This is a genomic window from Azospirillum endophyticum, from assembly GCF_016595245.1.
In the GTDB taxonomy this organism is placed as follows: domain Bacteria; phylum Pseudomonadota; class Alphaproteobacteria; order Azospirillales; family Azospirillaceae; genus Azospirillum; species Azospirillum endophyticum.
Window position 1 is genome coordinate 74,127 of sequence record NZ_JAENHM010000035.1, and the last position, 24,233, is coordinate 98,359.

The following is a 24,233-nucleotide window of genomic DNA, read 5'->3' on the forward strand; positions in this document are numbered from 1 at the left end:
TTCCTTTTTCCCCGGAGTCCGCCTCGTGACCGAATCGTCCTCACTCCCCGTCAGCGTCGACATCCGCGTGCTGGAACTGCTGGCGTCGAAGCTCTGCCACGATCTGGTCAGCCCGGTCGGCGCGATCCGCAACGGGCTGGAACTGATCGAGGAGATGCAGGAGGACGAGGACGGCGGCCCGGCAGCCGTCGGCGGCTTCCTGGGCGAGGCGGTCAAGCTGATCGACCATTCCTCCGAGCAGGCCGACCGCCGGCTGCGGGTGTTCCGGCTGGCCTATGGGCTGGCCGGGCGCGACCAGAAGGGTTTCGGCGACGCCCGTGCCGCCGCGTCCGGCTATGTCGAGGGCGGGCGCACCCGGCTCGACTGGCCGGAACGGGTGCCCCACGACATGACCGCCCAGCGCCGCGGCGTGGTGAAGCTCGTGCTGAACCTGGTGATGCTGGCGGACGAGGCGCTGACCCACGGAGGTCTCGTCTCCGTCGCCGCGGATGGGGACGAGACTTCCGGCCGCATCACGGTGACCGCCGCCGGCCGGCCCGGCACGCTCAAACCGGAGGCCGCGGCGGCGCTTGCCGGCACGGCATCGCCCGAGGCGCTGAGTCCGCGCACCATCCACGCCTATCTGGCCGGCCGGCTGGCCGAGAGCGACGGCTTCCGCATCGGGGTCGCCACCGAAAGCAGCGAGCGGCTGGTCTTCACCGCGGAGTGGTGACCCTTCCGGCCCCGTCGCAACCCCCGTCGCAACCGGGCGCCGTCACAACTGCTTGAAGATTCTCGGCTCCACCACGATCTGCTCCACCCCGCCGGTGGTCTGGTGGGCCGTGCTGCGCAACGTGACCGCCAGATTGTGGCGGGCCGCCTCCGCCAACGCGGCGTTGAGGCGGTCCACGGCATCGCGCACGGATTGGGCGAGTTCAGTGTCGGTCATCGATCCTCCCTGTGACAATGGAACCCCGATCCTCCCGGTGGAAGCCCTGGGAAGACTCCCTATCGGAAGAGGTAAGGTTCTCTTAATCAGTGTTTGACAGGCTCCCATCCTACCTGGACTGGAGCGTAACTGGCGGCCTTATCGATGCCGCCGTTCGAGCCGCAGGCCGGCGCGGACCATAAACATTGGGCCTGGGGAATGCGACATGGATGATCTGCTGTCAGAGTTTTTGACGGAGACCAACGAAAACCTCTCGGTACTCGACGTCGAGTTGGTCCGGCTGGAGCAGAATCCCAACAATCCGGAACTGCTGTCGAACATCTTCCGGCTCGTCCACACCATCAAGGGCACCTGCGGCTTCCTCGGCCTGCCCCGCCTGGAAAAGGTGGCGCACGCGTCCGAGAACGTGCTGGGCAAGTTCCGCGACGGCGAGCTGACGATCAATCCGGAAGCCGTTTCGCTGATCCTGCAGGCTCTGGACACCATCAAGAGCCTGCTGGCGGTCCTGGAAGCGACCGAGGCGGAGCCGCCCGGCGACGACCTGCCGCTGATCGAGCGGCTGAACCTGTGCGCCGAAGGCAAGCTGGGCGGTCCCGCTCCGGTGGTTGCCGCCGCGCCGCCGCCGACCGCACCCGCGGTCGCCGCCGCCGAGTCTCGCCCGGCGACGCTGGACGAGCTGGAAGCGCTGTGGAACTCCATCCCCGGCCCCAATGACCCGCCGCCCGCGCCCGCCGTCCCGGCGAGCACCGCCATGGTCGCCCGCGCGCCCGAACCGGTCGAAGAGCCGGTCCACTCGCAGGATCTCGTCGTCCCCGACGCCGAACCGGTCGCCGCCAAGATGCCGGCACCGGTGGCGCCGGCCGCTTCCGGCGGTCATGCCGGCGGCGCCGATGCGGGGGCCGAGGCGGCGACCAAGGAATCGGCGGTCGCCGCCCAGACCATCCGGGTCAACGTCGACCTGCTCGAAAACCTGATGACCATGGTGTCGGAGCTGGTGCTGACCCGCAACCAGCTGCTCCAGATCCTGCGGTCGCAGAAGGAAAGCGAGTTCGCCGCCCCGCTGCAGCGCCTGAACCACGTGACGTCGGAACTGCAGGAAGGCGTCATGAAGACGCGCATGCAGCCGATCGGCAACGCCTGGGCCAAGCTGCCGCGCCTGGTGCGCGACCTGGCGCATGAACTGAACAAGAAGATCGACCTCCAGATGCTCGGCGCCGACACCGAGCTGGACCGCCAGGTGCTGGAGCTGATCAAGGACCCGCTGACCCACATGGTGCGCAACAGCGCCGACCATGGCCTGGAGATCCCGGCGGAGCGCCTGAAGTCCGGCAAGACGGAGACCGGCCGCATCACGCTGAACGCCTATCACGAAGGCGGCCACATCATCATCGAGATCCAGGACGACGGCCGGGGTCTGGCCATCGACCGGATCAAGCAGAAGGCGATCCAGAACGGGATGGCGTCGGAAGGCGAGCTGGCCTCGATGACCGACCAGCAGATCATCCAGTTCATCATGAAGCCGGGCTTCTCCACCGCCGCCAAGGTCACCAACGTGTCGGGCCGCGGCGTCGGCATGGACGTGGTGAAGACCAACATCGAGAAGATCGGCGGCACGATCGAGATCAAGTCGGCCCAGGGCAAGGGCTCGACCTTCGTCATCAAGATCCCGCTGACGCTGGCCATCGTCTCGGCCCTGATCGTGGAATGCGCCGGCGAGCGCTTCGCCATCCCGCAGATCAGCGTGGTCGAGCTGGTGCGCGCCGCGTCGGACAGCGAGCACACCATCGAGCGGCTGAAGGGCACCCCGGTCCTGCGCCTGCGCAACCGCCTGCTGCCGCTGGTCTCGCTCCAGCAGCTGCTGCGGCTGGACGACAGCGAGGACGCCAAGAAGCCGGCGGACGAGACCTTCATCGTCGTCACCCAGGTCGGGACCTACACCTTCGGCATCATGGTCGACCGCGTGTTCGACACCGAGGAAATCGTGGTGAAGCCGGTGGCGCCGATCCTGCGCCACATCGAGATGTTCTCGGGCAACACGATCCTGGGCGACGGCTCGGTCATCATGATCCTGGATCCCAACGGCATCGCGTCGGCCACCGGCGAGATGGCGATGGGCGAGGCCGCCGGGAAGGAGACCACCGCGGTCCAGACCCAGCGCCAGGAGGACAAGATGGCTCTCCTGCTGTTCCGCGCCGGCCATGGCGCCCCCAAGGCGGTGCCGCTGTCGCTGGTCGCCCGCCTGGAGGACGTCGATCTCGCCACGGTCGAGCTGTCGAACGGCCTGCCGGTCGTCCAGTACCGCGGCAAGCTGATGCCCCTGGTGCCGATCGACCCGAACTTCGTCGTCGCCAGCGAAGGTCGTCAGCCGGTGCTGGTCTTCGCCGACGGCGACCGCTCGATGGGCCTGATCGTCGACGAGATCGTCGACATCGTGGAAGAGAAGCTGAACGTCCAGCTGGCGGCGGAGCGTCCCGGCCTGATGGGGTCCGCCATCATCGCCGGCAAGGCGACCGAGGTGATCGACGCCGGCTTCTACCTGACCCAGGCCTACAAGGACTGGTTCGGCTCCGCCCAGGAGGGCTTCGAGGAGGAGAAGCTGCAGCGTGTGCTGCTGGTGGACGACAGCCCCTTCTTCCGCAACCTGCTGACGCCGCTGCTGTCGGTCGCCGGCTACGACGTGACGGCGGTGGAGAATGCCGGCGACGCGCTGGCGCTCTGCGAAGCGGGCGAGGATTTCGACGTCATCGTCTCCGACATCGAGATGCCGGGCATGAGCGGCTTCGACTTCGCCGAGGCGGTGCGCCACGGCAGCCGCTGGCACCGCATCCCGATGGTGGCGCTGTCCAGCCACGCCAGCGCCCGCGACCTCGACCGCGGCCGGATCGCCGGCTTCAACGACTATGTCGCCAAGTTCGACCGTGACGCGCTGCTCTTCGCGCTGCAGCAGACGCTGACCGACCAGAAAGGTGCCGCATGAGCAACGCCAAGCTGCCGTCCACCGTCCGGAAGTCCAAGGGCGACGACATCGTCGTCTCGGGCAACCAGGATTTCGTGACCATGACGATCGCCGACCAGATGTTCGGCATCCCGGTCCTTCAGGTGCAGGACGTGCTGGGCCATCAGCGGATCACCCGGATCCCGCTGGCGCCGCCCGAGGTGGCCGGATCGCTGAACCTGCGCGGGCGCATCGTCACCGCCATCGACGTCCGCCTCCGGCTCGGCCTGACCGGCCGGCCGAAGGACAAGCCGGGCATGTCGATCGTCGTCGACCTGCGCGGCGAGCTGTACAGCCTGATGGTCGATTCGGTCGGGGAGGTGCTGAGCCTGACCAAGGAGGACTTCGAGCGGAACCCGGCGACCCTGGATCCGCGCTGGCGCGAGGTCTCGACCGGAATTTATAGGCTGAACGGCCAGTTGATGGTTGTGCTGGACGTGCCCCGTCTGCTCAACTTCACGACCATCGAGACGGCCTGACGTCCTGCGGCGCCTTCGGGCGCCGCGGCCGCGGCCGGCTCTTGCCGACGAACAGATGACCGAGGCCCTGCCGCAATGAAATCCTGCCTGGTGGTCGACGACAGTCGCGTGGTCCGCAAGGTCGCGCGCAAGATCCTGGAAGAGCTGAACTTCGCCTGCACCGAGGCGGAGGACGGCAAGCAGGCGATGGAGGCCTGCGCGGCGCAGATGCCCGACGCCATCCTGCTGGACTGGAACATGCCGGTGATGACCGGAATCGAGTTCCTGCGCCGGTTGCGCAAGATGAGCGGGGGCGAGCAGCCCAAGGTGGTGTTCTGCACGACCGAGAACGACCTCGCCCACATCCAGGAAGCGCTGTCAGCCGGGGCCAACGAATACATCATGAAGCCCTTCGACAGCGACATCATCCAGACCAAGTTCGCGCAGGTCGGTCTTCTCTGACGCCCTGCCGAAGGCGGGCACGGCCCCCCCGGCGCCTGGTCTCGGGACCATGGACCGGCTGGGGACCCGATCCCGCCGGGAGCGCCGGGAGAAGCCGCGTTGAACCAGTCGAGTTGAAAGGCTAGTCGCCGTTATGTCGGAAAGTTTTGGCAGAGGTCCCCTCACCACCGCGCGACCGGCCAACCCGGATCCCGTCCGGGTCATGGTGGTGGACGACTCGGCCGTCATCCGCGGCCTGCTGACCCGTGCGCTGGAAGGCGACCCGGATATCCGCGTCGTCACCTCCGTCGGCGACGGCCAGATGGCGGTCAATTCGCTGCAGCGCAACTCGATCGACGTCATCGTGCTGGACATCGAGATGCCGGTGATGGACGGGCTGACCGCCATCCCGAAGCTGCTGGCCGTGGCACCGCAGGTCAAGATCATCATGGCCTCCACGCTCACGCTGCGCGGGGCCGACGTCTCCATCCGCTGCCTGTCGGCGGGTGCCGCCGACTACATCCCGAAGCCGACCTCCACCCGGGAGATCGGCGGAGCGGAGGATTTCAAGCGCGAACTGGTCGCTAAGGTCAAGGCGCTGGGGGCCGCGGCCAAGCGTGCCGGATCACGCTCGCGCGGCGAAATCCGCCCGCTGACCCCGGCGACTCCGCTGGGGCTGATGAAGCGCGATGTCGGGCCGATCGTCACCCGCCCGACCCCCGCCGGCGCCATCGCGGTGAAGCCGGACGTGATCGCCATCGGCAGCTCTACCGGCGGCCCGCAGGCCCTGTTCGAGGTGCTGTCTCACCTGAAGGCCGGCGTCACCCAGCCGATCCTGATCACCCAGCACATGCCGGCGACCTTCACCACCATCCTGGCCGAGCACATCACCCGCCAGTGCGGGATCGATGCGCGCGAGGCCAAGGACGGCGAGCCGGTCGTCCAGAACCGCTGCTACATCGCGCCCGGCGATTTCCACATGCTGGTGGCGCAGCGCGGGGGGGCGAACGTGATCACGCTGAGCAAGGACCCGCCCGAGAATTTCTGCCGCCCGGCGGTCGATCCGATGATGCGGTCGATCCTCAAGGCCTTCAGCGGCCGCAAGATCCTGGCCTGCATCCTGACCGGCATGGGTCAGGACGGGTTGAAGGGCTGCACCGACGTGGTCAATGGCGGCGGCACCCTGATCGCCCAGGACGAGGCGTCGAGCGTGGTCTGGGGCATGCCCGGTGCCGTGGCGCATGCCGGCATCTGCAACGCCATCCTGCCGCTCAAGGAAATCGGTCCCCACATCCGCAAGCTCGCTTCGAGGGCAGCATGAGAGTCGAAGATTTCGACATGTTCTCCACGCTGCTCAAGCAGCGTTCCGGCCTGGTCCTCACCCGCGACAAGGCCTATTTGCTCGAATCCCGGCTGATGCCGGTGGCGCGCAAGTGGAACATGAAGGGACTGGAGGAGCTGGCGACCACCGTCCGCACCCGCAAGGACGAGGCGCTGCTGCGCGACATCACGGAGGCGATGACGACCAACGAGTCGTCCTTCTTCCGCGACCAGAAGCCCTTCGACCAGTTCCGCCAGCTGGTGCTGCCCAAGATGATGGCGGCGCGGGCGGCAAAGCGCTCCCTGCGCATCTGGTCGGCCGCCTGCTCGTCGGGGCAGGAAGCCTACTCGCTGTCGATGATCCTGAACGACGAGGCGGCGAAGCTGGCCGGCTGGCGCATCGAGATCGTCGGAACCGACATCTCGGCGGAAATGGTGGAGCGGGCGAAGTCGGGCGTCTACACCCAGTTCGAGGTGCAGCGCGGCCTGCCGATCACCATGCTGGTGAAGCATTTCAAGCAGAACGGCGACAAGTGGCAGATCAGTCAGCAGCTGCGCCAGATGGCATCGTTCCGTGAATGGAACCTGCTGGGCGACCTGTCGGCGCTGGGCCAGTTCGATATCGTCTTCTGCCGCAACGTGCTGATCTATTTCGACCAGCCGACCAAGGCGAAGGTGCTGGAATCGATTTCCCGCCAGATGCCGCAGGATGGCGTTCTGTATCTGGGCGGTGCGGAAACGGTGCTCGGCATCACCGACAGGTTCAAGCCGGTCGAGGGCCAGCGCGGCCTCTACAGCCTGGGCGGCTTCTCCGCCGCCGGCGCCAAGGTCGCCTGAGAGCCGGAAAGGCGACGGGGGCGGGAGAGCCGCCCCCACTCGATCAAGGGTAGCTTCGAAAGCGCTTCAGGCCGACGGCGTGATCGACTTGATCGGGCCGCGCGGATTGCCGGACATTTCGGCGATCTTGCGGTCCTGCGCCTCGAGGAAGGTGCGGATGGAATTCTCGCGGTCGAACTGGTCGATGTCGGCAGTCGGCACCTTGCGGTTCGAGGTGCGCGCGCCATCCTGATAGATCACGTCGAAAAGCGCGAAGGCGTTCTCGACGGGTTGTTTCTTTTGACGGGCCATGGCCTGTCCTCCGTGTGGTCGCGATCGGCCGCGCGAGCGGTCGACCGGTCAGGCATTGTTGGTATCGGTCTTGGTATCGGTATCGGTTTCGGTCACCAGGGTGTCGTCCTGCGTCTCCGTCCCGTCGGGCTCACCGGCGCGGCGGGCGGCGACGCCTTCCTCGCGGCGCTGCAGCTTTTCCTGCTTCTTCTGTTCCTTGGACCGGTTGCGCTCGGCCCGCTGCTGGTTGTAGTTCGGTTTGAAAGCCATAGCGGTTCTCCTTGGGCAGAGCCCGGCGTTTGGGCGACAGGAAGCCCAGCAATTGCGATCGGACAATCGCGATCGAGCAACTGGGACTGGTGCAACACGGAAAAAGGGCATCGGTTTCCCGATGCCCCTTTTTCCGCAAATCGGCGGTCAGGCGGTCAGACCGCCTTCAGATTTTCCGCCGAGGTCTTGCCGCGCTTGGGATCGCGCTGCTCCTCGTAGGAAATCTTCTGACCATCGACCAGGCTGCGCAGTCCGGCGCGTTCGACAGCGGAGATGTGAACGAACACATCCGGGCCACCGCTTTCCGGCTGAATGAAACCGAAGCCCTTGGTGCTGTTGAACCATTTGACGGTGCCGACGGGCATCTCTGTCTCCCATAACGCAAAGGGCGCCACACCACCGGTGCGGCGCATCAGACTGGGTGTGGGATTGGCGGCCCCCCGAAGTTCGTACCGGCGAAGATTATTCGCACGGGCGAACAGGTCCGAAGAATGGGGAGGCTAAGCGTGGGGGCGGTTGAGAACCCCGCAGTCCGAAGCAGAATGACTTTTCAAATATGGGAACGCCCGGTCCGACTTTCAAGGCGAAAGACGGCCGGGCGGTTGATTGTCCGAAGAAAGGGGACCGACCTGATCTGCCGGCCCGGTCTGCCGGCGTTGCGCCACCCGGTGCCGCGTCAGCCGGCGGCCTGCTGCTGCGGCACGCGCGGCGGCGGCGGCGGATTGCCTTCGGCGATTTCTTCCTGGGGGTCACGCAGCACATAGCCGCGACCCCACACCGTCTCGATGTAATTGTCGCCCTGGGTGGCGGCGGCCAGCTTCTTGCGCAGCTTGCAGACGAACACGTCGATGATCTTCAGTTCCGGTTCGTCCATCCCGCCATAGAGATGGTTCAGGAACATCTCCTTGGTCAGCGTCGTGCCCTTGCGCAGGCTCAACAGCTCCAGGATGCCGTATTCCTTGCCGGTGAGATGCAGCGGCGACTGGTCGACCTCCACCGTGCGGGTGTCGAGGTTGACGGTCAGACGGCCGGTGCGGATGATGCTGTCGGAATGACCCTTCGACCGGCGGACGATGGCCTGGATGCGGGCGATCAGCTCGCGCTTGTCGAACGGCTTGGTCAGGTAATCGTCGGCCCCGAAGCCCAGCCCCTTGATCTTGTTGTCCATCTCGGTCAGGCCCGAGAGGATCAGGATCGGGGTGGTCACCCGTGCGGCGCGCAGACGGCGAAGAACCTCGTAGCCGTCGATGTCCGGCAGCATCAGGTCGAGAATGATGATGTCGTAATCATAGAGCTTGCCGATCTCCAGCCCGTCTTCACCCAGGTCGGTAGAGTCGACGATGAATCCTTCCGTGTTCAGCATCAATTCGATGCTTTTGGCGACGGAGGAATCGTCTTCAACCAGCAGAACCCTCATGGCGATATCCCGACGTTTGATGGCGCGCTTTCGCTACCCGACACCGGACTGATCCCCGGTCCTTAATGACCGATTTCAACCATCCCGTTTACACAAGTTAACAGACGATTCAGCTTAACGCCAGTGCCAAGCGCTTACACAACGTTAATCCTTCCATCGCAAGATGCGATCATGGTGGTTAACGTCGCCTCCGTCCACAGAACTACCACTTAATAGGAGCGCTCCCCGTCTTGGGAGTGTCGGTATCCGTTCCATGCAGTTCGATATCGATCAGTTGATCCGCGACATCGGCCAGATCCCGGACTGCAGCCGCTACGGCCGCGTCACCGCCGTGTCCGGCCTGATGGTCGAGGTCGGCGGCATCGAGAAGGAGCTGTCGGTCGGCGGCCGCTGCATCGTCGAGACCCGCGACCGCCGTCAGGTCCCGTGCGAGGTGGTGGGCTTCCGCCAGGGCCGGGCGCTCGCCATGCCGTTCGGCGCGCTGGATGGGGTGGGGCTGGGCTGCCGCGCGCTGGTGGCGGGCGACCAGGCCCAGATCTTCCCCACCGACGCCTGGCTGGGCCGGGTGGTCAATGCACTGGGCGAACCGGTGGACGGCAAGGGACCGCTGCCCAAGGGGCCGCAGGGCACGCCGATCCGCAACACTCCGCCCAACGCCCACGCGCGTGCGCGGGTGGGGGGGAAGCTGGATCTGGGCATCCGCGCCGTCAACGCCTTCCTCACCTGCTGCCGCGGGCAGCGCATGGGCATCTTCGCCGGATCGGGCGTCGGCAAATCGTCGGTGATGTCGATGCTGGCGCGCTTTTCCGCCGCCGAGATCGCGGTGATCGGCCTGATCGGCGAACGCGGGCGCGAATTGCAGGAATTCATCACCGAGGATCTGGGCGAGGAGGGGCTGGCCCGCAGCGTCGTCGTCTGCGCCACGTCGGACGAGGCGCCGCTGATGCGCAAGCAGGCGGCCTACATGACGCTGGCGGTGGCCGAGCATTTCCGCGACCAGGGCCGCGACGTGCTGTGCATGATGGACAGCGTCACCCGCTTCGCCATGGCCCAGCGCGAGATCGGCCTGTCCGCCGGCGAGCCGCCGACGACCAAGGGCTATCCGCCGACCGTCTTCGCCGAGCTGCCGCGCCTGCTGGAGCGCGCCGGTCCGGGGCTGGTGGGATCCGGCACGATCACCGGCCTGTTCACCGTGCTGGTGGACGGCGACGACCACAACGAACCCATCGCCGACGCCGTGCGCGGCATCCTGGACGGCCACATCGTGATGGAACGCCAGATCGGCGAACGCGGGCGCTACCCCGCCATCAACATCCTGCGCAGCGTGTCGCGCACCATGCCGGGCTGCAACACGGCGAACGAGAACGAACTGGTCGGCTATGCCCGGCGCCTGCTGTCGTCCTACGACAACATGGCGGAGATGATCCGGCTGGGCGCCTACCGCCGCGGCACCGACCCGCAGGTCGACGAAGCGATCCATTACCAGCCGGCGCTGGAGGGCTTCCTGAAGCAGGGCAAGCGCGAGGCCACCGATCTGGAGACCAGCTACGCCATGCTTGCCGAAATCTTTGGGGTGCAGTGGCCGCAATGAGCCTGAAGACGATCATCCGCCTGCAGAAGCTGCAACTGGACGAGAAGCGTCGCGTCCTGGCGGACCTCCACACGCTGGCCGACCGGCTGCGTGCGGAAATCGAGAAGATCAAGCAGGAGATCGTGCAGGAGCAGGAGACGGTGCGCGAGGACTTCTCCGTCTCCTTCACCTATTCCAACTTCGCCCAGGCGGCGATGGAGCGTGGCCGCAAGCTCGGCGAATCGCTGGGGCAGGTCGAGATGCAGATCAACATCGCCACCGACGAGATGGCCGAAGCCTTCCAGGAGCTGAAACGCTACGAGCTGGCGGAAGAGGAGCGGCTGAAGCGCGAGCGCGACAAGCAGAAGCGCAAGGAGGCCGCGATGCTGGACGAGACCGCGCTGGTAGGCTTCCGGCGCCGGCAGGCGGAGGAGGAGGCGGCCGGGTGAGGAGAGCGCCTGCCGTGTCGCGATGCTCAGACGGTCACCGAAACCAGCCCGCCCGGTGATCCGCCATAGGAGCCGCCCGGCGCGCTGGGGGTGAAGCCGCCGGTTGCCGGGGCGGCGGTATTGGCAACCGCCGCACCGCCGCTGCCGCTCGCGACGGACGCGCCGACGGAGGCACGGGCAGGTGCACCAACCGGTCCGGAGCCGCTTGCCGCCTTGCCGGCGGAACCACCGTCCAGCGATCCCGCCCGCCCTGCCGCCGATTTCCGTTCGTCGTCCTGGGCGAGGCGGCTGGCGGTGCGGCGGTATTCCTCGACCACGCGCTGGGAGGGGATCTGGTCCTGGGTTTCGCCGGTGTCGAAATCGCGGAAATACAGCACCGCCACCCGCGCACCCTGGTCATAGCGCAGGAAGGGGCTGGTATAGCCGGGGCTCGATGCCTTTTCCGACTGGGCGGCGGCGCCCTGGGCCGGACCCGATGGGGAAGCGGTGCCGGACTCCGCCGGCTCGAAAGCCGTCGGGCGGTTCGCCGTCGAGCTGGAAACGCCACGGATCTCCATCGGTGCCTCCCGCGCTTCTCGCCCGCTATCCAGGCATTGCCGTTGAGGCAGCTCCTTGCCGGGCGCTGCCCCGTTTCGCTCTCCCCGCCGCCCTTGCTGCTGCCGCGCGACCCGATCAGACCGTGATGTTCAGGGTCTGGCCGCGGGTGGGGGTGGTGTTGCCGCCGCTGGAACCGCTCTGGGTGTTCTGCGCCTCCTGCTGGCGGCGGGTACGCTCGCTCTGGTCTTCCTGTTCGGATTCGACGGGCGAGGTGGACCGCTGCGCCGCGGCGGGGCCGCTGCTGAGCGGGGTGACGTATGGCTGCTGCTGATAGCCGCCGATCCCACCGATGCTGCTGACGCCCATGATCGTTCCTCCGGTCGCTGGTGCGACGCTTCTTGAACCAGCCGGCGAACGATATGGGGATATGGCCGCCCATAGCGGTCCGTCGGAGCCCGGCCTCACCCCAACTAGGCAAATTTTGCCTGATCGAAAGGGCTAGCGCCAGCGAAATCACGCGGCTGGAGAGCCTTTTCCGAGAATGTCAACGATCAAAACAACTTGGGTCTAAGCGGTCGCAACCTTTATTGGGAGTCGAATTTCTATTCTTCAACCGGTGCGGCAAGTTCCGGCGACGACTCGGCATTGCGCCAGAGGGCGGCTTCGACCGCCAGCGTCCAAAAGCTCTCGGCCGCCTTGCTCTGGCGCGCACGCGGGCGGACCAGCCGGATCTGCACCGGCACCGTCCAGCGCCCGTCGCCGGCCGGCATCCCGGCCCGGACGAGGGAGCCGCGCGCCAGATCCTCGGCGATCAGGCTCTCCGGCAGCCAGGCCACCCCGCGCCCGTCGCGCGCCAGCGTGCGCAGCACCGCGGCGAGGTGGGAGGTGAAAACGGTGTCGAGCGTGCCGGGCAACGGCTGTCCCGCCCGCACCGCTTCCAGGATGCGGCCCATGCCGGACTCGCGGCTGTAGGAGAGGTGCGGCAGCGGCGTGCTGTCCCCGTCCGCCAGCACATGGCGCGGTCGTCCGCCGGCATCGGGCGCGGTCACTGCCAGCAGCCGGTCGCCGCCGACGACGACGGAGCGGAAGGACTCCGCGTCCAGGCGGCCGGCCGCCGCCGGGTGGGCGTGGCAGAGCAGAAACTGCGCCTGTCCGGCCAGCATCAGCCGTTCGCAGGCCTCCATGCTGTCGGACGACAGGGTGATGGCGCCCAGCCTGGCGCGGCTCTCGAGCGCCCGCAACCAGGAGGGGAAGAAGGTCAGGGACAGCGCATGGGTGGCGGCGAAGCGCAGGGTCGCGGCCTCCGACTGGGCGGCCAGCCGGGCTTCCTCGCGGCCTTGCAGCAGGCGGCGCACGGTCTCGTCGGCGAAGGGGCGGAAACGGCGGCCGGCCTCCGTCAGGGTCACCGGCTGGGCGCTGCGGTCGAACAGCGGCGTGCCGGCCCAATCCTCCAGCGCGCGGATGCGACGGCTGAAGGCCGGCTGGGTCAGGTGGCGCGCGTCGGCGGCGCGGGAGAAGTTGCCGCAATCCACCAGAGCCAGGAAATCGTCGAGCCAGGAGAGTTCCATCGCCCAATCTTCGTCACGTCTGCCGGGCAGGACCGGCTTGCGGCCACCCCATGCCGAACCCGCATGATGCGTTCCGACCTTGGCATTGGCCCGGCGGCCCGCAACATCCCTACAGTGCCGGCACGAAACACGCCACAACGCTGCAAGGGGAACCGCCATGCGCATCGTCGAAATCCGCGAGCAGACCGCCGGCATCAAGTCCGACATCGCCAACGCCTTCATCGATTTCAGCCAGATGACCTGCAGCGTCGTCGCGGTCGTCACCGACGTGATGCGCGACGGCAGGCCGGTGATCGGCTACGGCTTCAACTCCAACGGCCGCTATGCCGCCGGCGGGCTGCTGCGCGAGCGGTTCATCCCCCGGCTGATGTCGGCCGCCCCCGACAGCTTGCTGGACGACAGCGGCGAGAACCTGGACCCCTTCCGCATCTGGGCCCGGCTGATGACCAACGAGAAGCCGGGCGGCCATGGCGAACGCTCGGTCGCCGTCGGCACCATCGACATGGCGGTGTGGGACGCGGTGGCGAAGATCGCCGGCGTGCCGCTCTACCGCCTGCTGGCCGACCGTTTCCGCGGCGGGGTGGCCGACGACAGCGTGTGGGTCTATGCCGCCGGCGGCTATTACTATCCCGGCAAGGACGTGACGGCGCTCCAGGACGAGATGCGCAGCTACCGCGATCGCGGCTACAAGGTCGTGAAGATGAAGATCGGCGGCGCCCCGCTTGAGGACGATCTGCGGCGCATCGACGCGGTGCTGGAGGTGGTCGGGTCGGGCGAGAACCTGTGCGTCGACGCCAACGGCCGCTTCGACCTCAAGACCGCCATCGCCTATGCCGAGGCGCTGAAGCCCTACGGCCTGTTCTGGTACGAGGAGGCCGGCGACCCGCTGGACTACGCGCTGCAGGCCGAACTGGCCAATCATTACGACCGCCCGATGGCGACCGGCGAGAACCTGTTCTCCCACCAGGACGCCCGCAACCTGATCCGCCATGGCGGCATGCGCCCCGACCGCGACTGGCTGCAGTTCGACTGCGCGCTGAGCTATGGGCTGGTCGAGTATCTGCGCACGCTGGACATGCTGAAACACAATGGCTGGTCCAGCCGTCGCGTCGTGCCGCATGGCGGCCACCAGATGTCGCTGAACATCGCCGCCGGTCTTCACTTGGGCGGCAATGAATCCTACCCCGACGTCTTCAAGCCCTTCTGCGGCTTCGCCGACGGTATCGCAGTGGAGGATGGCCGGGTGCGCCTGCCCGATCTGCCCGGCGTCGGCTTCGAAGCCAAGTCGGAACTGTTCGCGACGATGAGCGGGCTTCTGGAAACCCGATAAGTTCGCTCAAGCTCAAGGCCGGACCCTGTTCCATTGGGAGACGCCGCCCTCAATGTTCAATTCGGCCATTGACCGGGCGTCGCGCTGTGTCAATCTGTTGTCGGTCGCAACGTTTCAGAAAGGAGGTGATCCAATGTCTCATGGAGCCAGTCCGGTCGTCGCCGCTTTGTTCGGTCTCGCCACTCTCCTGACGGCTGGGATCGCCAACGCGGACTGTTCGCCCAACCACAGCGCGAGCGCATCGCCGCCGCCGGCCTCCAGCACCGTCGGGTCGGCCGGAACGCCGGCGCCCAGCACCACGCGCGGCGGGTGACGGCCAAACGCTGAAGGTCGAACGCTGACGACCAGGAAATGCCCATGCCTGGAAACGGGCCGCCCTTCACCGGGCGGCCCGTTTCTTTTGACTGGCGATGTGGAAGGAAATCCGGTTGTGGAGGGCGCTATCCGAAAAATGCCGCGAAGGTGAATTTTTATTGCTTTTCCATATGGCGGTAGACCCTTTATTGAAATTTTTAACAATCCGCTGCCACCATCGCGCGTGAAACCTCGATATGGGTTCGGGGCGTGTTGGAGGGCATGATGGAACATTCGACCGGTCATCACCATGGCTGCTGCCAAGGCGAACACAGCTCGCGCCGCGGGTTTCTGAAGCTGGCGACCTTGGGTGCCGGCGTGACGTTGATGGCGCCGATGATGATGAGCCGCCCGGCCCGGGCCGGCAGCGTCGACACGCTCCTGCTGTCCTGCATGGACTATCGCCTGATGGGCCATGTCGCCGGTTACATGAACGCCCGCAACATGCAGGCGAACTACGACCATGTCATCCTGGCCGGCGCCAGCCTGGGCGCGCTGACCGACAAGAAGCCGGCCTGGGGCGACGCCTTCTGGGACCATGTCGCGGTCGCCAAGGAACTGCACCACATCAAGCGCCTGATCGTCATGGATCACCGCGACTGCGGCGCCTACAAGGTCTTCCTCGGCATGGACCTGTCGCCCGATCCCGCGAAGGAATCCGAGGTGCATGGCCAGTACCTGAGCAAGCTGAAGACGATGGTCAGGGAACGCCACCCGGACCTCGAGGTCGAGCTGCTGCTGATGGGGCTGGACGGCAAGGTCGAAAAGCTGGCGGCGTAAGCACTCAAAAAAGCCCCTTCTTCCTGATCAAGGCGAGAAGGGGCTTTTTGATTCCCTCCGTCACATATCCAGCCCGAGATCCAGGTTCGGGGCGCTGTGGGTCAGCCAGCCGCAGCTGATCATGTCGACGCCGGCCTCCGCGATGGCGCGGACGGTGGCGAGCGTGACGTTGCCCGACGCTTCGGTCAGCAGGCGGCCGTCGACCCTCCGCACCGCACGGCGCAGCGTGTCCGCGTCCATGTTGTCGAGCAGCACGACATCGACCGGCAGGCCCAGCAGCTCGTCCAACTGGTCGAGCGTGTCGACCTCCACCTCCACCTTCACCATGTGGCCGATGGCGGCGCGGACGCGCTCCACCGCCGGACGCACCCCGCCGGCGACGGCGATGTGGTTGTCCTTGATCAGCACCGCGTCATCCAGCCCGAAGCGGTGATTGAAGCCGCCGCCCAGCTTCACCGCATGCTTTTCCAGGACGCGCAGGCCGGGGGTGGTCTTACGGGTGCAGACGATGCGGGCCTTGGTGCCCTCCACCTCACGAACAAGGCTGCGGGTGGCGGTGGCGATGCCGGACAGCCGGCCCATCAGGTTCAGCGCCGTCCGTTCCGCCGTCAGCAGGGCACGGGCCTTGCCGGTCAGGATGGCGATGGTACCGCCGGCGGGCACGTCGTCGCCATCGGCGCGCTCGACCGATACCGAGATGCCGGGGTCGAGCAGGCGGAAGGCGATCAGCGCCGCCTCCAGCCCGGCGACGCGGCCGTCCTTGCGGGCGGCGATGCGGGCGGTCGCCACCGCGTCGGCCGGGATGATGCTGTCGGTGGTGATGTCGCCGGCCCGGCCCAGATCCTCCGCCAGGGCGGCACGGACGATGGGCTCGACGGTCAGAGGATGCAGCATGCGGCGTCTCCGGACAGGGGACCGGCGGTGCCGGCCAGATCGCTGAGGGTCAGGGTGCGGGGGCTGGAAACGGGATTGGGGAGGGGATGGTCGCTGCGGCAATGGGCGCCGCGGCTTTCCTCCCGCGCCAGGGCGGCATGGACGACCAGCCGGCCGACCAGCAGCCGGTTGCGCGCTTCGCCCCAGCGGCGGACGACCTCGGGCGGAGCCTCATCGCCGTCCTCGCCGCGGAGCATGTCCAGCGCCGCCGCCAGCCGGTCGAGCTTGCGCCGGGCGGCAAGCAGTCCCAGCCCGTCGCGGACCAGCCCGGCACCCTCGTAGAGCGCCGTCCGCGCCTCTGCCCCGATGGCGTCGAGCAGGGCATGGCCGGCATCGGCGGCGACCGCCGGCGGGCGGGGCAGGGCGAAGGGCGGCAGCGGCGCCAGGGGCCGTGCCGCCACGTCGCGGGCGACGCGGGCGCCGAACACCAGCGCCTCCAGCAGGGAGTTGCTGGCCAGCCGGTTGGCGCCATGGACACCGGTGCAGGCGACTTCGCCGCAGGCCCACAGCCCCTCCAGGCTGGTGCGCCCGTCGGCGTCGGTGACCACCCCGCCCATGTGGTAGTGGGCGGCGGGCGCCACCGGCATCGGCCCGGCGAACGGGGCAAGCCCATGCTCGGCGCAGAGAGCCAGCACGGTGGGGAAGCCGCCGGGCTTGGCGGCCAGCGCCGGGCGCAGGTCGAGGAACACCGGTTCCCCCGCCGCGACGCGCCGGCCGATGGCGCGGGCAACCACGTCGCGCGGCGCCAGCTCCGCCAGCGGATGCTCGTCGGGCATGAAACGCCGGCCGTCCCGATCGAGCAGCAGGGCGCCCGCCCCGCGCAGGGCCTCGGTCAGCAGCGGCACCGGGTCGGCATCGACCGCCAGCGCCGTGGGGTGGAACTGCACGAACTCCAGGTCGGCCAGCCGGGCACCGGCCCGCGCGGCGATGGCGAGTCCGTCGCCGGTCGCCTCCGCCGGGTTGGTGGTGCGGGCGAAGGCGGCACCGATGCCGCCGGTCGCCAGGATGACGCGCGGCGCCCGGTGCAGCACCCAGCCTTGCCCATGGCAGGCGAGCAGGCCGCAGACCCGGCCATTGCGGAGGACGAGATCGACGGCGAAGGCGTCGGTCTCCACCCGCACCGACGGGGTGGTGCGCAGGCGCTCGGCCAGCGCGGTGACCAGGGTGCGGCCGGTGGCGTCGCCCCCGGCATGGACGATGCGCGCCGCGCCATGGGCGGCCTCGCGGCCCAGCAGCGGCGAGCCGTCGGCGGCGCGGTCGAAGGGCAGGCCGTCCTCCAGCATCCGGCGGACCAGGGCGGCGCCGTCACGGGTCAGCAGGGCGGCCATCGCGGCATCGACCAGCCCTGCTCCGGCGGCGACGGTGTCGGCGGCATGGTCCGCCGGCCGGTCTCCGGGACCGACGGCGGCGGCGATGCCGCCCTGGGCATGAAGGCTGGAGCCGCCGGGGAGGCCGGCGGTCTTGGTGATCAGCGTCACCGTGCGTGGGGCGAGTTGCAGGGCGGCGGTCATCCCGGCAAGGCCGGACCCGACGACGATCACCTCGGCATCGCGGACATCGTAAGGCGTGCTGGAGGTCATGGGGGGACTCCTCGACGCAACGCGAATGGATCCCTTCTCCCCCCTGGGGAGAAGGTTAGGATGAGGGGGTTCGGCGAAGCCGAAGGGATCCTCGCAATGCATCCCCCTCACCCCGACCCTCTCCCCGCTCACCCCGACCCTCTCCCCGCTTTCGGCGGACCAAAGGTCCGCCTGTCGCGTCAGCGCAAACTTCGTTTGCGCGTGAGCGGGGGGGAGAGGGGGATTTAAGGGCACTCACTTCGGCTTCACCGCCAGCATGCGTTCCACGGACCGGCGGGCGCGGGCGGCGAGCGCGTCCGGGATTTCGACGCGCGGTTCCAGGGTCCGCAACGAGTCCAGGATGCTCGACAGCGTCACCGTCTTCATGTGCGGGCAGAGGTTGCAGGGCCGCACGAACTCCGTCTCGGGCGAGGCTGCGGCGACGTTGTCGCTCATCGAGCATTCGGTGACCATCAGCACCCGCGGCGGCTTCTCGTTGCCGACGAAGTCGATCATGCGGGCGGTGGAGCCGACGAAATCGGCGGCCTGCAACACATCGGGCGGGCATTCGGGGTGGGCGATCACGGTCAGCCGGTCGAAGCGGCGGCGGAACTCGTCGATCTCCGCGCCGGTGAAGCGCTCATGCACCTCGCAATGGCCCTTCCAGGCGATGATCTCGACCTTGGTCTGGGTCGCGACGTATTTCGCCAGATACTCGTCGGGCAGGAAGATCACCCGGTCGACGCCGAGCGATTCCACCACCTCCACCGCGTTGCCCGACGTGCAGCAGATGTCGACCTCCGCCTTCACCTCGGCCGATGTGTTGACGTAGGCGACCACCGGCACGCCGGGATGGGCCTCGCGCAGAAGGCGGACGTCGGCGGCGGTGATGCTGTCGGCCAGAGAACAGCCGGCGTTGCGGCTGGGGATCAGCACGGTCTTGGCCGGGTTCAGCAGCTTCGCCGTCTCCGCCATGAAATGCACGCCGGCCAGCACGATCACGTCGGCGTCGGTTTCCGTCGCCTTGGCGGCCAGCGCCAGGCTGTCGCCGACGATGTCGGCCACGCCGTGGAAGATCTCCGGCGTCTGGTAGTTGTGGGCCAGGATGACGGCGTTGCGCTCGCGCTTCAGTTCGTTGATGGCGTGGACCAGCGGCGCGTGGAAGGGCCATTCGATCGCCGGCACGACACGCTTCATCCGCTCGTAGATCGGCGCGGTCGCCGCAGCGACGGCGGGGGTGTAGGCGAGTTCGGCGACCTCGGGCATCAGACGGCTTCCCTCTATGCTCGTTACGAGCAAAACCATATTTACTCTTTCAGAGCATATCAAGGGGAAATGATGATGCGGAAACAATCTCGCTCGGGCGGTGTTGTGCCGGTCGTGGGTGGAGCCGGGTTGGGCGGCCTTGCCCCGACAGGCGCTGTCCGGAGAATTGCCGATGAAAGCCTTCCTCGCCGCGCTCTGCGCCATCGTCGTCCTGGCGGGCGCCGCCTGGGCCGTCCTGCCGGGCCTGTTTGCCCGCAGTGCCGACGAGACCTTCGCGTCGTCCGGCGCACGGGTGGGAGAGGAGGCGTCGATCGAGCATCGCAACTTCTCCGGCCGTCCGCAGCAGTGACGCCGTCAGTGGGGAAAAGGGATGAGCCCGGCTGGGTAGCCCCGACCGGATAGGGCAACCTTTGCCCGTGTCGGCCGTTATCCCAGTTCGGGCCGGCCACGGCCTTGGACGAGGGGCCCGGAGCGGCTTGCGGGAGTGCGATGACGGTTCATGATCCGGAAGGCGGCGCGGATGGCTTGCGCGCCGACGTCTACCGGCTGCTGGCACTGACGCTGGCGGCCCCGCCGTCAGCCGATCTGCTGGCGCTGCTCGGCAACCTCACCGGCGATGCGACGCCGCTCGGCCGGGCCTTCGACGATCTGGCATCGCGCGCTGGCGCTACCGACCCAAAAGCGGCGGAGCGCGAGTTCAACGCGCTGTTCATCGGCGTCGTTCAGGGCGAGCTGGTCCCCTACGCCTCCTATTACCGCACGGGTTTCCTCACCGACCGGCCGCTGTCGGCCCTGCGCGCCGACCTTCAGGCGCTGGGGCTGGAGCGTGCGCCCGACGTGTCGGAGCCGGAGGACCACATCGCGGCGCTGTGCGACGTGATGGCGGTGCTGATCCGCGAGGGGGCCGACCCGGCGGTGCAGCGGCACATGCTGGACAGCCACCTGATGCCCTGGGCCGGGCGATTCTTCCAGGATCTGGAGAAGGCGGAAGCAGCCGGCCTCTATCGTCCGGTCGGCACCATCGGCCGCCTGTTCCTGGAGGTCGAGCAGGAAGCCCTGAACAGACAGATCGAAGAGTTGGAGGGAGTCGACGCATGAAGACGCCGCAAGATCCGCCCCGCAATCCTTCCACACGCAATCCCCTGCAACGCCGCGACATCCTGAAGACGCTGGGCCTCGGTGCGGCCGGCGCCGCCGCGGCCACCATGCTGCCGGCCGGGGACGAGGCGCAGGCGATGGAATCGCCGCAGGAGCAGGTGAAGGCCCGCTACCGCGAAACCGAACACGTCAAGCGCTTCTACGCGCTGAACCGCCTGTAGGGCGATCGGGAGGGTGTCCATGCTGGTCAAACGCAGCTCGGCGAAAACGGCAGGCGGCAAGCGGTCCGGTCTGTTCGGTGCGCTGGCCGACAGCTTGGAGTCGGGCGTCAGCCGCCGCGGTTTCCTGCGCCGGTCCGGCCTTGCCGCGGGCGGCATCGCCGCCGTGGGCGCGCTGCCGGGCGCGATGATCCGCAAGGCAGAGGCCGGTCCCATCCTGCCGAACGTTGAGGTGGTGACGCGCAAGAACGTCTGCACTCACTGCTCGGTCGGCTGCACGGTGATCGCCGAGGTGCAGAACGGCGTCTGGGTCGGGCAGGAACCGGGCTGGGAAAGCCCGATCAACCAGGGCACCCACTGCGCCAAGGGCGCCTCGGTGCGCGAATTGACCAAGGGCACCCGCCGGGTCAAATACCCGCTGAAGCTGGTCGACGGCGTCTGGCAGCGCATTGGCTGGGACCAGGCGATCGAGGAGATCGGCAACCAGCTGATGGACATCCGCAAGGCGTCGGGGCCGGACGCGGTGTTCTGGCTGGGCTCGGCGAAATTCTCCAACGAGGGCGCCTATCTCTATCGCAAGCTGGCGGCCTTCTGGGGAACCAACAACGTCGATCACCAAGCGCGCATCTGCCACTCCACCACGGTCGCCGGCGTGGCGAACACGTGGGGCTACGGCGCCATGACCAACAGCTACAACGACATCCAGAATTCGAAGGCGCTGGTGATCGTCGGCGGCAACCCGGCCGAGGCACACCCGGTGTCGATGCAGCACATGCTGCGCGGCAAGGAGCACAACCGCGCGCCCTTCATCGTCATCGACCCGCGCTTCACCCGCACCGCGGCCCATGCCACCGAATATGTCCGCATCCGTCCCGGCACCGACATCCCGGTCGCCTGGGGCCTGCTTTGGCACATCTTCGAAAACGGCTGGGAGGACAAGGAGTATATCCGCCAGCGCGTCTACGGCATGGACGAGATCCGCGCCGAGGTGAAGAAATGGACTCCCGAGGAGGTGGAGCGGGTGACCGGCGCCCCGGGATCGCAGCTTCGCCGGGTGGCGGAGGCGCTGGCGAAGAACAAGCCCAGCACGGTGATCTGGTGCATGGGCGTCACCCAGCACACCGTCGGCACCGCCAACGTCCGCGCCCTGTCGATCCTGCAGCTGGCGCTCGGCAACATCGGCGTGGCCGGCGGCGGCGCCAACATCTATCGCGGCCACTGCAACGTGCAGGGCGCCACCGATTTCGGCCTCGATGTCAGCACGCTGCCCGCCTATTACGGGCTGGCGGAAGGGGCGTGGAAGCATTTCGCCCGCGCCTGGGACGTCGAATACGACGATCTGAAGGCCCGCTTCGGCTCCAAGGATCTGATGGAGGCCAAGGGCATCCCGACCACGCGCTGGTTCGATGCCGTGCTGGCCAAGCCGGGCGAGATCGACCAGCCGAGCCCGCTCCGCGCCATGATGTGCTTCGGCCATGGCGGCAACACCGTCACCCGCATGCCGGAGATGGTGAAGGGGCTGGAGAAGCTCAGCCTGCTGGTCATCGCCGATCCGCACCCGACCACCTTCGCCGCCATCAAGGAGCGGCGCAACGGCACCTACATCCTGCCGGCCTGCACCCAGTTCGAGACCGACGGGTCGCGCACCTGCTCCAACCGCTCGATGCAGTGGGGGGAGAAGGTGGTGGAGCCGATCTTCGAATCGAAGGACGACTACGCCATCATCTATCTGCTGGCGCGCAAGCTGGGCTTCGCCGACGAGATGTTCAAGCACATCACGGTGGAGAAGGACCGGCCGGTGCCGGAGGACATCCTGCGCGAGATGAACCGCAGCTGCCTGTCCATCGGCGCCACCGGCCAGTCGCCGGAACGGCTGAAGATGCACATGAAGCATCAGGCCGATTTCGACAAGATCACCATGCGGGCATCCTCCGGCCCCTGCGCCGGCGATTATTACGGCCTGCCCTGGCCGAGCTGGGGTCATCCGGAGATCAGGCATCCGGGATCGGCCGTGCTCTACGACACCTCCAAGCATGTCATGGACGGCGGCGGCGTCTTCCGCGCCCGTTTCGGGGTGGAGCGCAACGGCGTCTCGCTGCTGGCCGACGGATCCTATTCCAAGGGATCGGAGATCGAGGACGGCTATCCCGAATTCACCATGGCCGTGCTGAGGAAGCTGGGCTGGGACAAGGACCTGACGCCCGACGAGATGCGGGTGATCCAGGCCATTGGCGGCGGCGGGGCCGAGGTGGACAATGTCAGCTGGCAGACCGACCTGTCGATGGGCATCATCCGCGTCGCGCTGAAGCATGGCTGCGTGCCGCACGGCAACGCCAAGGCGCGCGCCGTCGCCTGGAACCTGCCCGATCCCGTGCCGATCCACCGCGAGCCGATCTATTCCCCGCGGCCGGAGCTGGTGAAGGCCTATCCGGCGATCGAGGACCGGCGCGACTTCCGTCTGGTCCAGCTCGCCCGCTCGCTCCAGTTCAAGGTGGCGGACAGCGACCTGCGCCAGCGCTTCCCCATGGTGCTGACCTCCGGCCGGCTGGTCGAATATGAGGGCGGTGGCGAAGAGACCCGCTCCAACCCCTGGCTGGCCGAGTTGCAGCAGTCGATGTTCGCGGAGATCAACACCAAGGACGCCGAGCGGCTGAACATCAAGGACGGCGCCTGGGTCTGGGTCTATGGGCCGGAGGACGGCAGCAAGGCAAAGGTCAAGGCGCTGGTGACCGACCGCGTCGGCGGCGGCACGGTGTTCATGCCCTTCCACTTCTCCGGCTTCTGGCAGGGCGAGTCCTTGCGCGGCAACTACCCGCCCAACACCGACCCCATCGTGCTGGGCGAGCCGGTGAACGGGGTGACGACCTACGGCTACGACCCCGTCACCTTCATGCAGGAAACCAAGGTCACCCTCTGCCGGGTCGAACCGGCATGACGTGCAGGAGCTGAGGAAAACAATGGCCCGGATGAAGTTCCTGTGCGATTCCGAACGCTGCATCGAATGCAACGCCTGCGTCACTGCCTGCAAGAACGAGCATGAGGTGCCCTGGGGCATCAACCGCCGCCGTCTGGTCACGCTGAACGACGGCAAGCCGGGCGAGCGGTCGATCTCCATGGCCTGCATGCACTGCAACGACCCGCCCTGCGCCGCGGTGTGCCCGGTCGATTGCTTCCTGCAGACCGCCGACGGGGTGGTTCTGCACAGCAAGGATCTGTGCATCGGCTGCGGCTACTGCTTCTACGCCTGCCCGTTCGGCGCGCCGCAATATCCGCGCACCACCGACTTCGGCAGCCGCGGCAAGATGGACAAGTGCACCTTCTGCGCCGGCGGCCCCGAACCGGACGGCAGCGTCGAGGAATACCAGAAATACGGCGCCAACCGGCTGGCAGAGGGCAAGCTTCCCTTGTGCGCGGAGATGTGTTCCACCCGCGCGCTGATGGCCGGCGACGGGGCGGTGCTGGCCGACATCTATCAGGAACGCTCGCTGCGCCGTGGCTACGGGTCCGGGGCGCCGGGCTGGTCGACCGCCTACGGCCGCAACGACCGCGGCTCCCCCTTCGCGCCGGGCGGGCCTGGCACGGGAGGGGCGTGAGCGTTGGTTGACGATACCCCCACCCTGACCCTCCCCCGCTGG

At 67.6% G+C, this 24,233-nt stretch carries 27 protein-coding genes; 16 read left to right on the forward strand and 11 right to left on the reverse strand.

Features of this window, described 5'->3' with window-relative positions; translation table 11 throughout:
* Positions 1-25: 25 nt before the first annotated feature.
* The gene (locus tag JHL17_RS12185) at positions 26-712 is read left to right on the forward strand and encodes a histidine phosphotransferase family protein (protein ID WP_200193407.1); all 687 of its coding nucleotides are present in this window, start codon (positions 26-28) and stop codon (positions 710-712) included.
* 42 nt (positions 713-754) lie between these two features.
* Here JHL17_RS12185 and JHL17_RS12190 read toward each other — a convergent pair whose 3' ends face one another.
* Positions 755-928, reverse strand: coding sequence for a hypothetical protein (locus JHL17_RS12190; RefSeq protein WP_200193408.1), 174 nt, complete (start codon positions 926-928; stop codon positions 755-757).
* Positions 929-1,133: 205 nt separating this feature from the next.
* Between JHL17_RS12190 and JHL17_RS12195 the strand changes: the two genes are divergently transcribed.
* From JHL17_RS12195 to JHL17_RS12215, 5 genes are all read left to right on the forward strand, one after another.
* Positions 1,134-3,905 (forward strand): hybrid sensor histidine kinase/response regulator, encoded by a 2,772-nt coding sequence (locus JHL17_RS12195; RefSeq protein ID WP_200193410.1) that lies wholly within the window; start codon positions 1,134-1,136, stop codon positions 3,903-3,905.
* Positions 3,902-4,402, forward strand: coding sequence for a chemotaxis protein CheW (locus JHL17_RS12200; RefSeq protein ID WP_200193412.1), 501 nt, complete (start codon positions 3,902-3,904; stop codon positions 4,400-4,402). Before JHL17_RS12195 ends, JHL17_RS12200 begins: the two co-directional genes overlap by 4 nt.
* A gap of 75 nt (positions 4,403-4,477) precedes the next feature.
* Positions 4,478-4,843: a response regulator gene (locus tag JHL17_RS12205; RefSeq protein WP_109085968.1), complete on the forward strand. Its 366-nt coding sequence runs from the start codon at positions 4,478-4,480 to the stop codon at positions 4,841-4,843.
* Between the two features lie 133 nt (positions 4,844-4,976).
* On the forward strand, positions 4,977-6,143 hold the full coding sequence (locus JHL17_RS12210; RefSeq protein ID WP_200193414.1) for a protein-glutamate methylesterase/protein-glutamine glutaminase: 1,167 nt from the start codon (positions 4,977-4,979) through the stop codon (positions 6,141-6,143).
* Positions 6,140-6,979: a CheR family methyltransferase gene (locus JHL17_RS12215; RefSeq protein ID WP_200193416.1), complete on the forward strand. Its 840-nt coding sequence runs from the start codon at positions 6,140-6,142 to the stop codon at positions 6,977-6,979. The genes JHL17_RS12210 and JHL17_RS12215 overlap by 4 nt, the downstream gene beginning before the upstream one ends.
* A gap of 66 nt (positions 6,980-7,045) precedes the next feature.
* Here the strand turns inward: JHL17_RS12215 and JHL17_RS12220 are convergent, their stop codons facing one another.
* The 4 genes from JHL17_RS12220 to ctrA all read right to left on the reverse strand — a co-directional run bounded on the left by JHL17_RS12220 (position 7,046) and on the right by ctrA (position 8,936).
* Positions 7,046-7,270 (reverse strand): hypothetical protein, encoded by a 225-nt coding sequence (locus JHL17_RS12220; RefSeq protein WP_200193418.1) that lies wholly within the window; start codon positions 7,268-7,270, stop codon positions 7,046-7,048.
* 48 nt (positions 7,271-7,318) lie between these two features.
* Positions 7,319-7,519 (reverse strand): hypothetical protein, encoded by a 201-nt coding sequence (locus JHL17_RS12225; RefSeq protein WP_200193420.1) that lies wholly within the window; start codon positions 7,517-7,519, stop codon positions 7,319-7,321.
* Positions 7,520-7,674: 155 nt separating this feature from the next.
* Entirely contained in the window at positions 7,675-7,884 is a 210-nt protein-coding gene (locus JHL17_RS12230) for a cold-shock protein (protein WP_012977930.1), read from the reverse strand.
* Between the two features lie 311 nt (positions 7,885-8,195).
* Positions 8,196-8,936, reverse strand: coding sequence for a response regulator transcription factor CtrA (gene ctrA, locus JHL17_RS12235; RefSeq protein ID WP_042694679.1), 741 nt, complete (start codon positions 8,934-8,936; stop codon positions 8,196-8,198).
* Between the two features lie 253 nt (positions 8,937-9,189).
* Here ctrA and fliI point away from each other — a divergent pair, with 253 nt between their 5' ends.
* On the forward strand, positions 9,190-10,527 hold the full coding sequence (fliI, locus tag JHL17_RS12240) for a flagellar protein export ATPase FliI (protein ID WP_200193422.1): 1,338 nt from the start codon (positions 9,190-9,192) through the stop codon (positions 10,525-10,527).
* Positions 10,524-10,955, forward strand: a complete 432-nt coding sequence (locus tag JHL17_RS12245; protein ID WP_200193424.1) for a flagellar export protein FliJ — start codon at positions 10,524-10,526, stop codon at positions 10,953-10,955. The genes fliI and JHL17_RS12245 overlap by 4 nt, the downstream gene beginning before the upstream one ends.
* Before the next feature lie 26 nt (positions 10,956-10,981).
* Here JHL17_RS12245 and JHL17_RS12250 read toward each other — a convergent pair whose 3' ends face one another.
* The 3 genes from JHL17_RS12250 to JHL17_RS12260 form a co-directional block, all read right to left on the reverse strand.
* Positions 10,982-11,512, reverse strand: a complete 531-nt coding sequence (locus tag JHL17_RS12250) for a hypothetical protein (RefSeq protein ID WP_200193426.1) — start codon at positions 11,510-11,512, stop codon at positions 10,982-10,984.
* Positions 11,513-11,627: 115 nt separating this feature from the next.
* A complete protein-coding gene (locus tag JHL17_RS12255; protein ID WP_200193428.1) occupies positions 11,628-11,858 on the reverse strand; it encodes a hypothetical protein in 231 nt (76 codons plus the stop codon).
* A 236-nt stretch (positions 11,859-12,094) separates the two neighbouring features.
* Positions 12,095-13,060, reverse strand: a complete 966-nt coding sequence (locus JHL17_RS12260) for a LysR family transcriptional regulator (protein WP_200193430.1) — start codon at positions 13,058-13,060, stop codon at positions 12,095-12,097.
* Positions 13,061-13,217: 157 nt separating this feature from the next.
* Between JHL17_RS12260 and JHL17_RS12265 the strand changes: the two genes are divergently transcribed.
* The 3 genes from JHL17_RS12265 to JHL17_RS12275 all read left to right on the forward strand — a co-directional run bounded on the left by JHL17_RS12265 (position 13,218) and on the right by JHL17_RS12275 (position 15,524).
* Positions 13,218-14,390, forward strand: a complete 1,173-nt coding sequence (locus JHL17_RS12265) for a mandelate racemase/muconate lactonizing enzyme family protein (protein ID WP_200193431.1) — start codon at positions 13,218-13,220, stop codon at positions 14,388-14,390.
* 133 nt (positions 14,391-14,523) lie between these two features.
* Positions 14,524-14,703, forward strand: a complete 180-nt coding sequence (locus JHL17_RS12270) for a hypothetical protein (protein ID WP_158280168.1) — start codon at positions 14,524-14,526, stop codon at positions 14,701-14,703.
* A gap of 263 nt (positions 14,704-14,966) precedes the next feature.
* The gene (locus JHL17_RS12275; RefSeq protein WP_247893489.1) at positions 14,967-15,524 is read left to right on the forward strand and encodes a carbonic anhydrase; all 558 of its coding nucleotides are present in this window, start codon (positions 14,967-14,969) and stop codon (positions 15,522-15,524) included.
* A gap of 60 nt (positions 15,525-15,584) precedes the next feature.
* Here the strand turns inward: JHL17_RS12275 and nadC are convergent, their stop codons facing one another.
* From nadC to nadA, 3 genes are all read right to left on the reverse strand, one after another.
* On the reverse strand, positions 15,585-16,418 hold the full coding sequence (nadC, locus tag JHL17_RS12280; RefSeq protein WP_200193433.1) for a carboxylating nicotinate-nucleotide diphosphorylase: 834 nt from the start codon (positions 16,416-16,418) through the stop codon (positions 15,585-15,587).
* Positions 16,403-18,037 carry an L-aspartate oxidase gene (locus tag JHL17_RS12285; RefSeq protein ID WP_200193435.1) on the reverse strand — a complete coding sequence of 545 codons (1,635 nt, stop codon included), beginning with the start codon at positions 18,035-18,037 and terminating at the stop codon, positions 16,403-16,405. The genes nadC and JHL17_RS12285 overlap by 16 nt, the downstream gene beginning before the upstream one ends.
* A 234-nt stretch (positions 18,038-18,271) precedes the next feature.
* A complete protein-coding gene (nadA, locus tag JHL17_RS12290) occupies positions 18,272-19,282 on the reverse strand; it encodes a quinolinate synthase NadA (RefSeq protein WP_200193437.1) in 1,011 nt (336 codons plus the stop codon).
* Between the two features lie 172 nt (positions 19,283-19,454).
* Here nadA and JHL17_RS12295 point away from each other — a divergent pair, with 172 nt between their 5' ends.
* The 5 genes from JHL17_RS12295 to fdh3B all read left to right on the forward strand — a co-directional run bounded on the left by JHL17_RS12295 (position 19,455) and on the right by fdh3B (position 24,191).
* Positions 19,455-19,631, forward strand: a complete 177-nt coding sequence (locus JHL17_RS12295; protein WP_200193439.1) for a hypothetical protein — start codon at positions 19,455-19,457, stop codon at positions 19,629-19,631.
* A 140-nt stretch (positions 19,632-19,771) separates the two neighbouring features.
* Positions 19,772-20,380, forward strand: coding sequence for a TorD/DmsD family molecular chaperone (locus JHL17_RS12300; protein WP_200193441.1), 609 nt, complete (start codon positions 19,772-19,774; stop codon positions 20,378-20,380).
* Positions 20,377-20,601, forward strand: a complete 225-nt coding sequence (locus JHL17_RS12305) for a twin-arginine translocation signal domain-containing protein (protein ID WP_200193444.1) — start codon at positions 20,377-20,379, stop codon at positions 20,599-20,601. Before JHL17_RS12300 ends, JHL17_RS12305 begins: the two co-directional genes overlap by 4 nt.
* 19 nt (positions 20,602-20,620) lie before the next feature.
* Positions 20,621-23,533, forward strand: coding sequence for a formate dehydrogenase subunit alpha (locus JHL17_RS12310; RefSeq protein ID WP_200193445.1), 2,913 nt, complete (start codon positions 20,621-20,623; stop codon positions 23,531-23,533).
* Positions 23,534-23,555: 22 nt separating this feature from the next.
* A complete protein-coding gene (gene fdh3B / locus JHL17_RS12315) occupies positions 23,556-24,191 on the forward strand; it encodes a formate dehydrogenase FDH3 subunit beta (RefSeq protein ID WP_200193447.1) in 636 nt (211 codons plus the stop codon).
* The last annotated feature ends 42 nt before the right edge of the window (positions 24,192-24,233 follow it).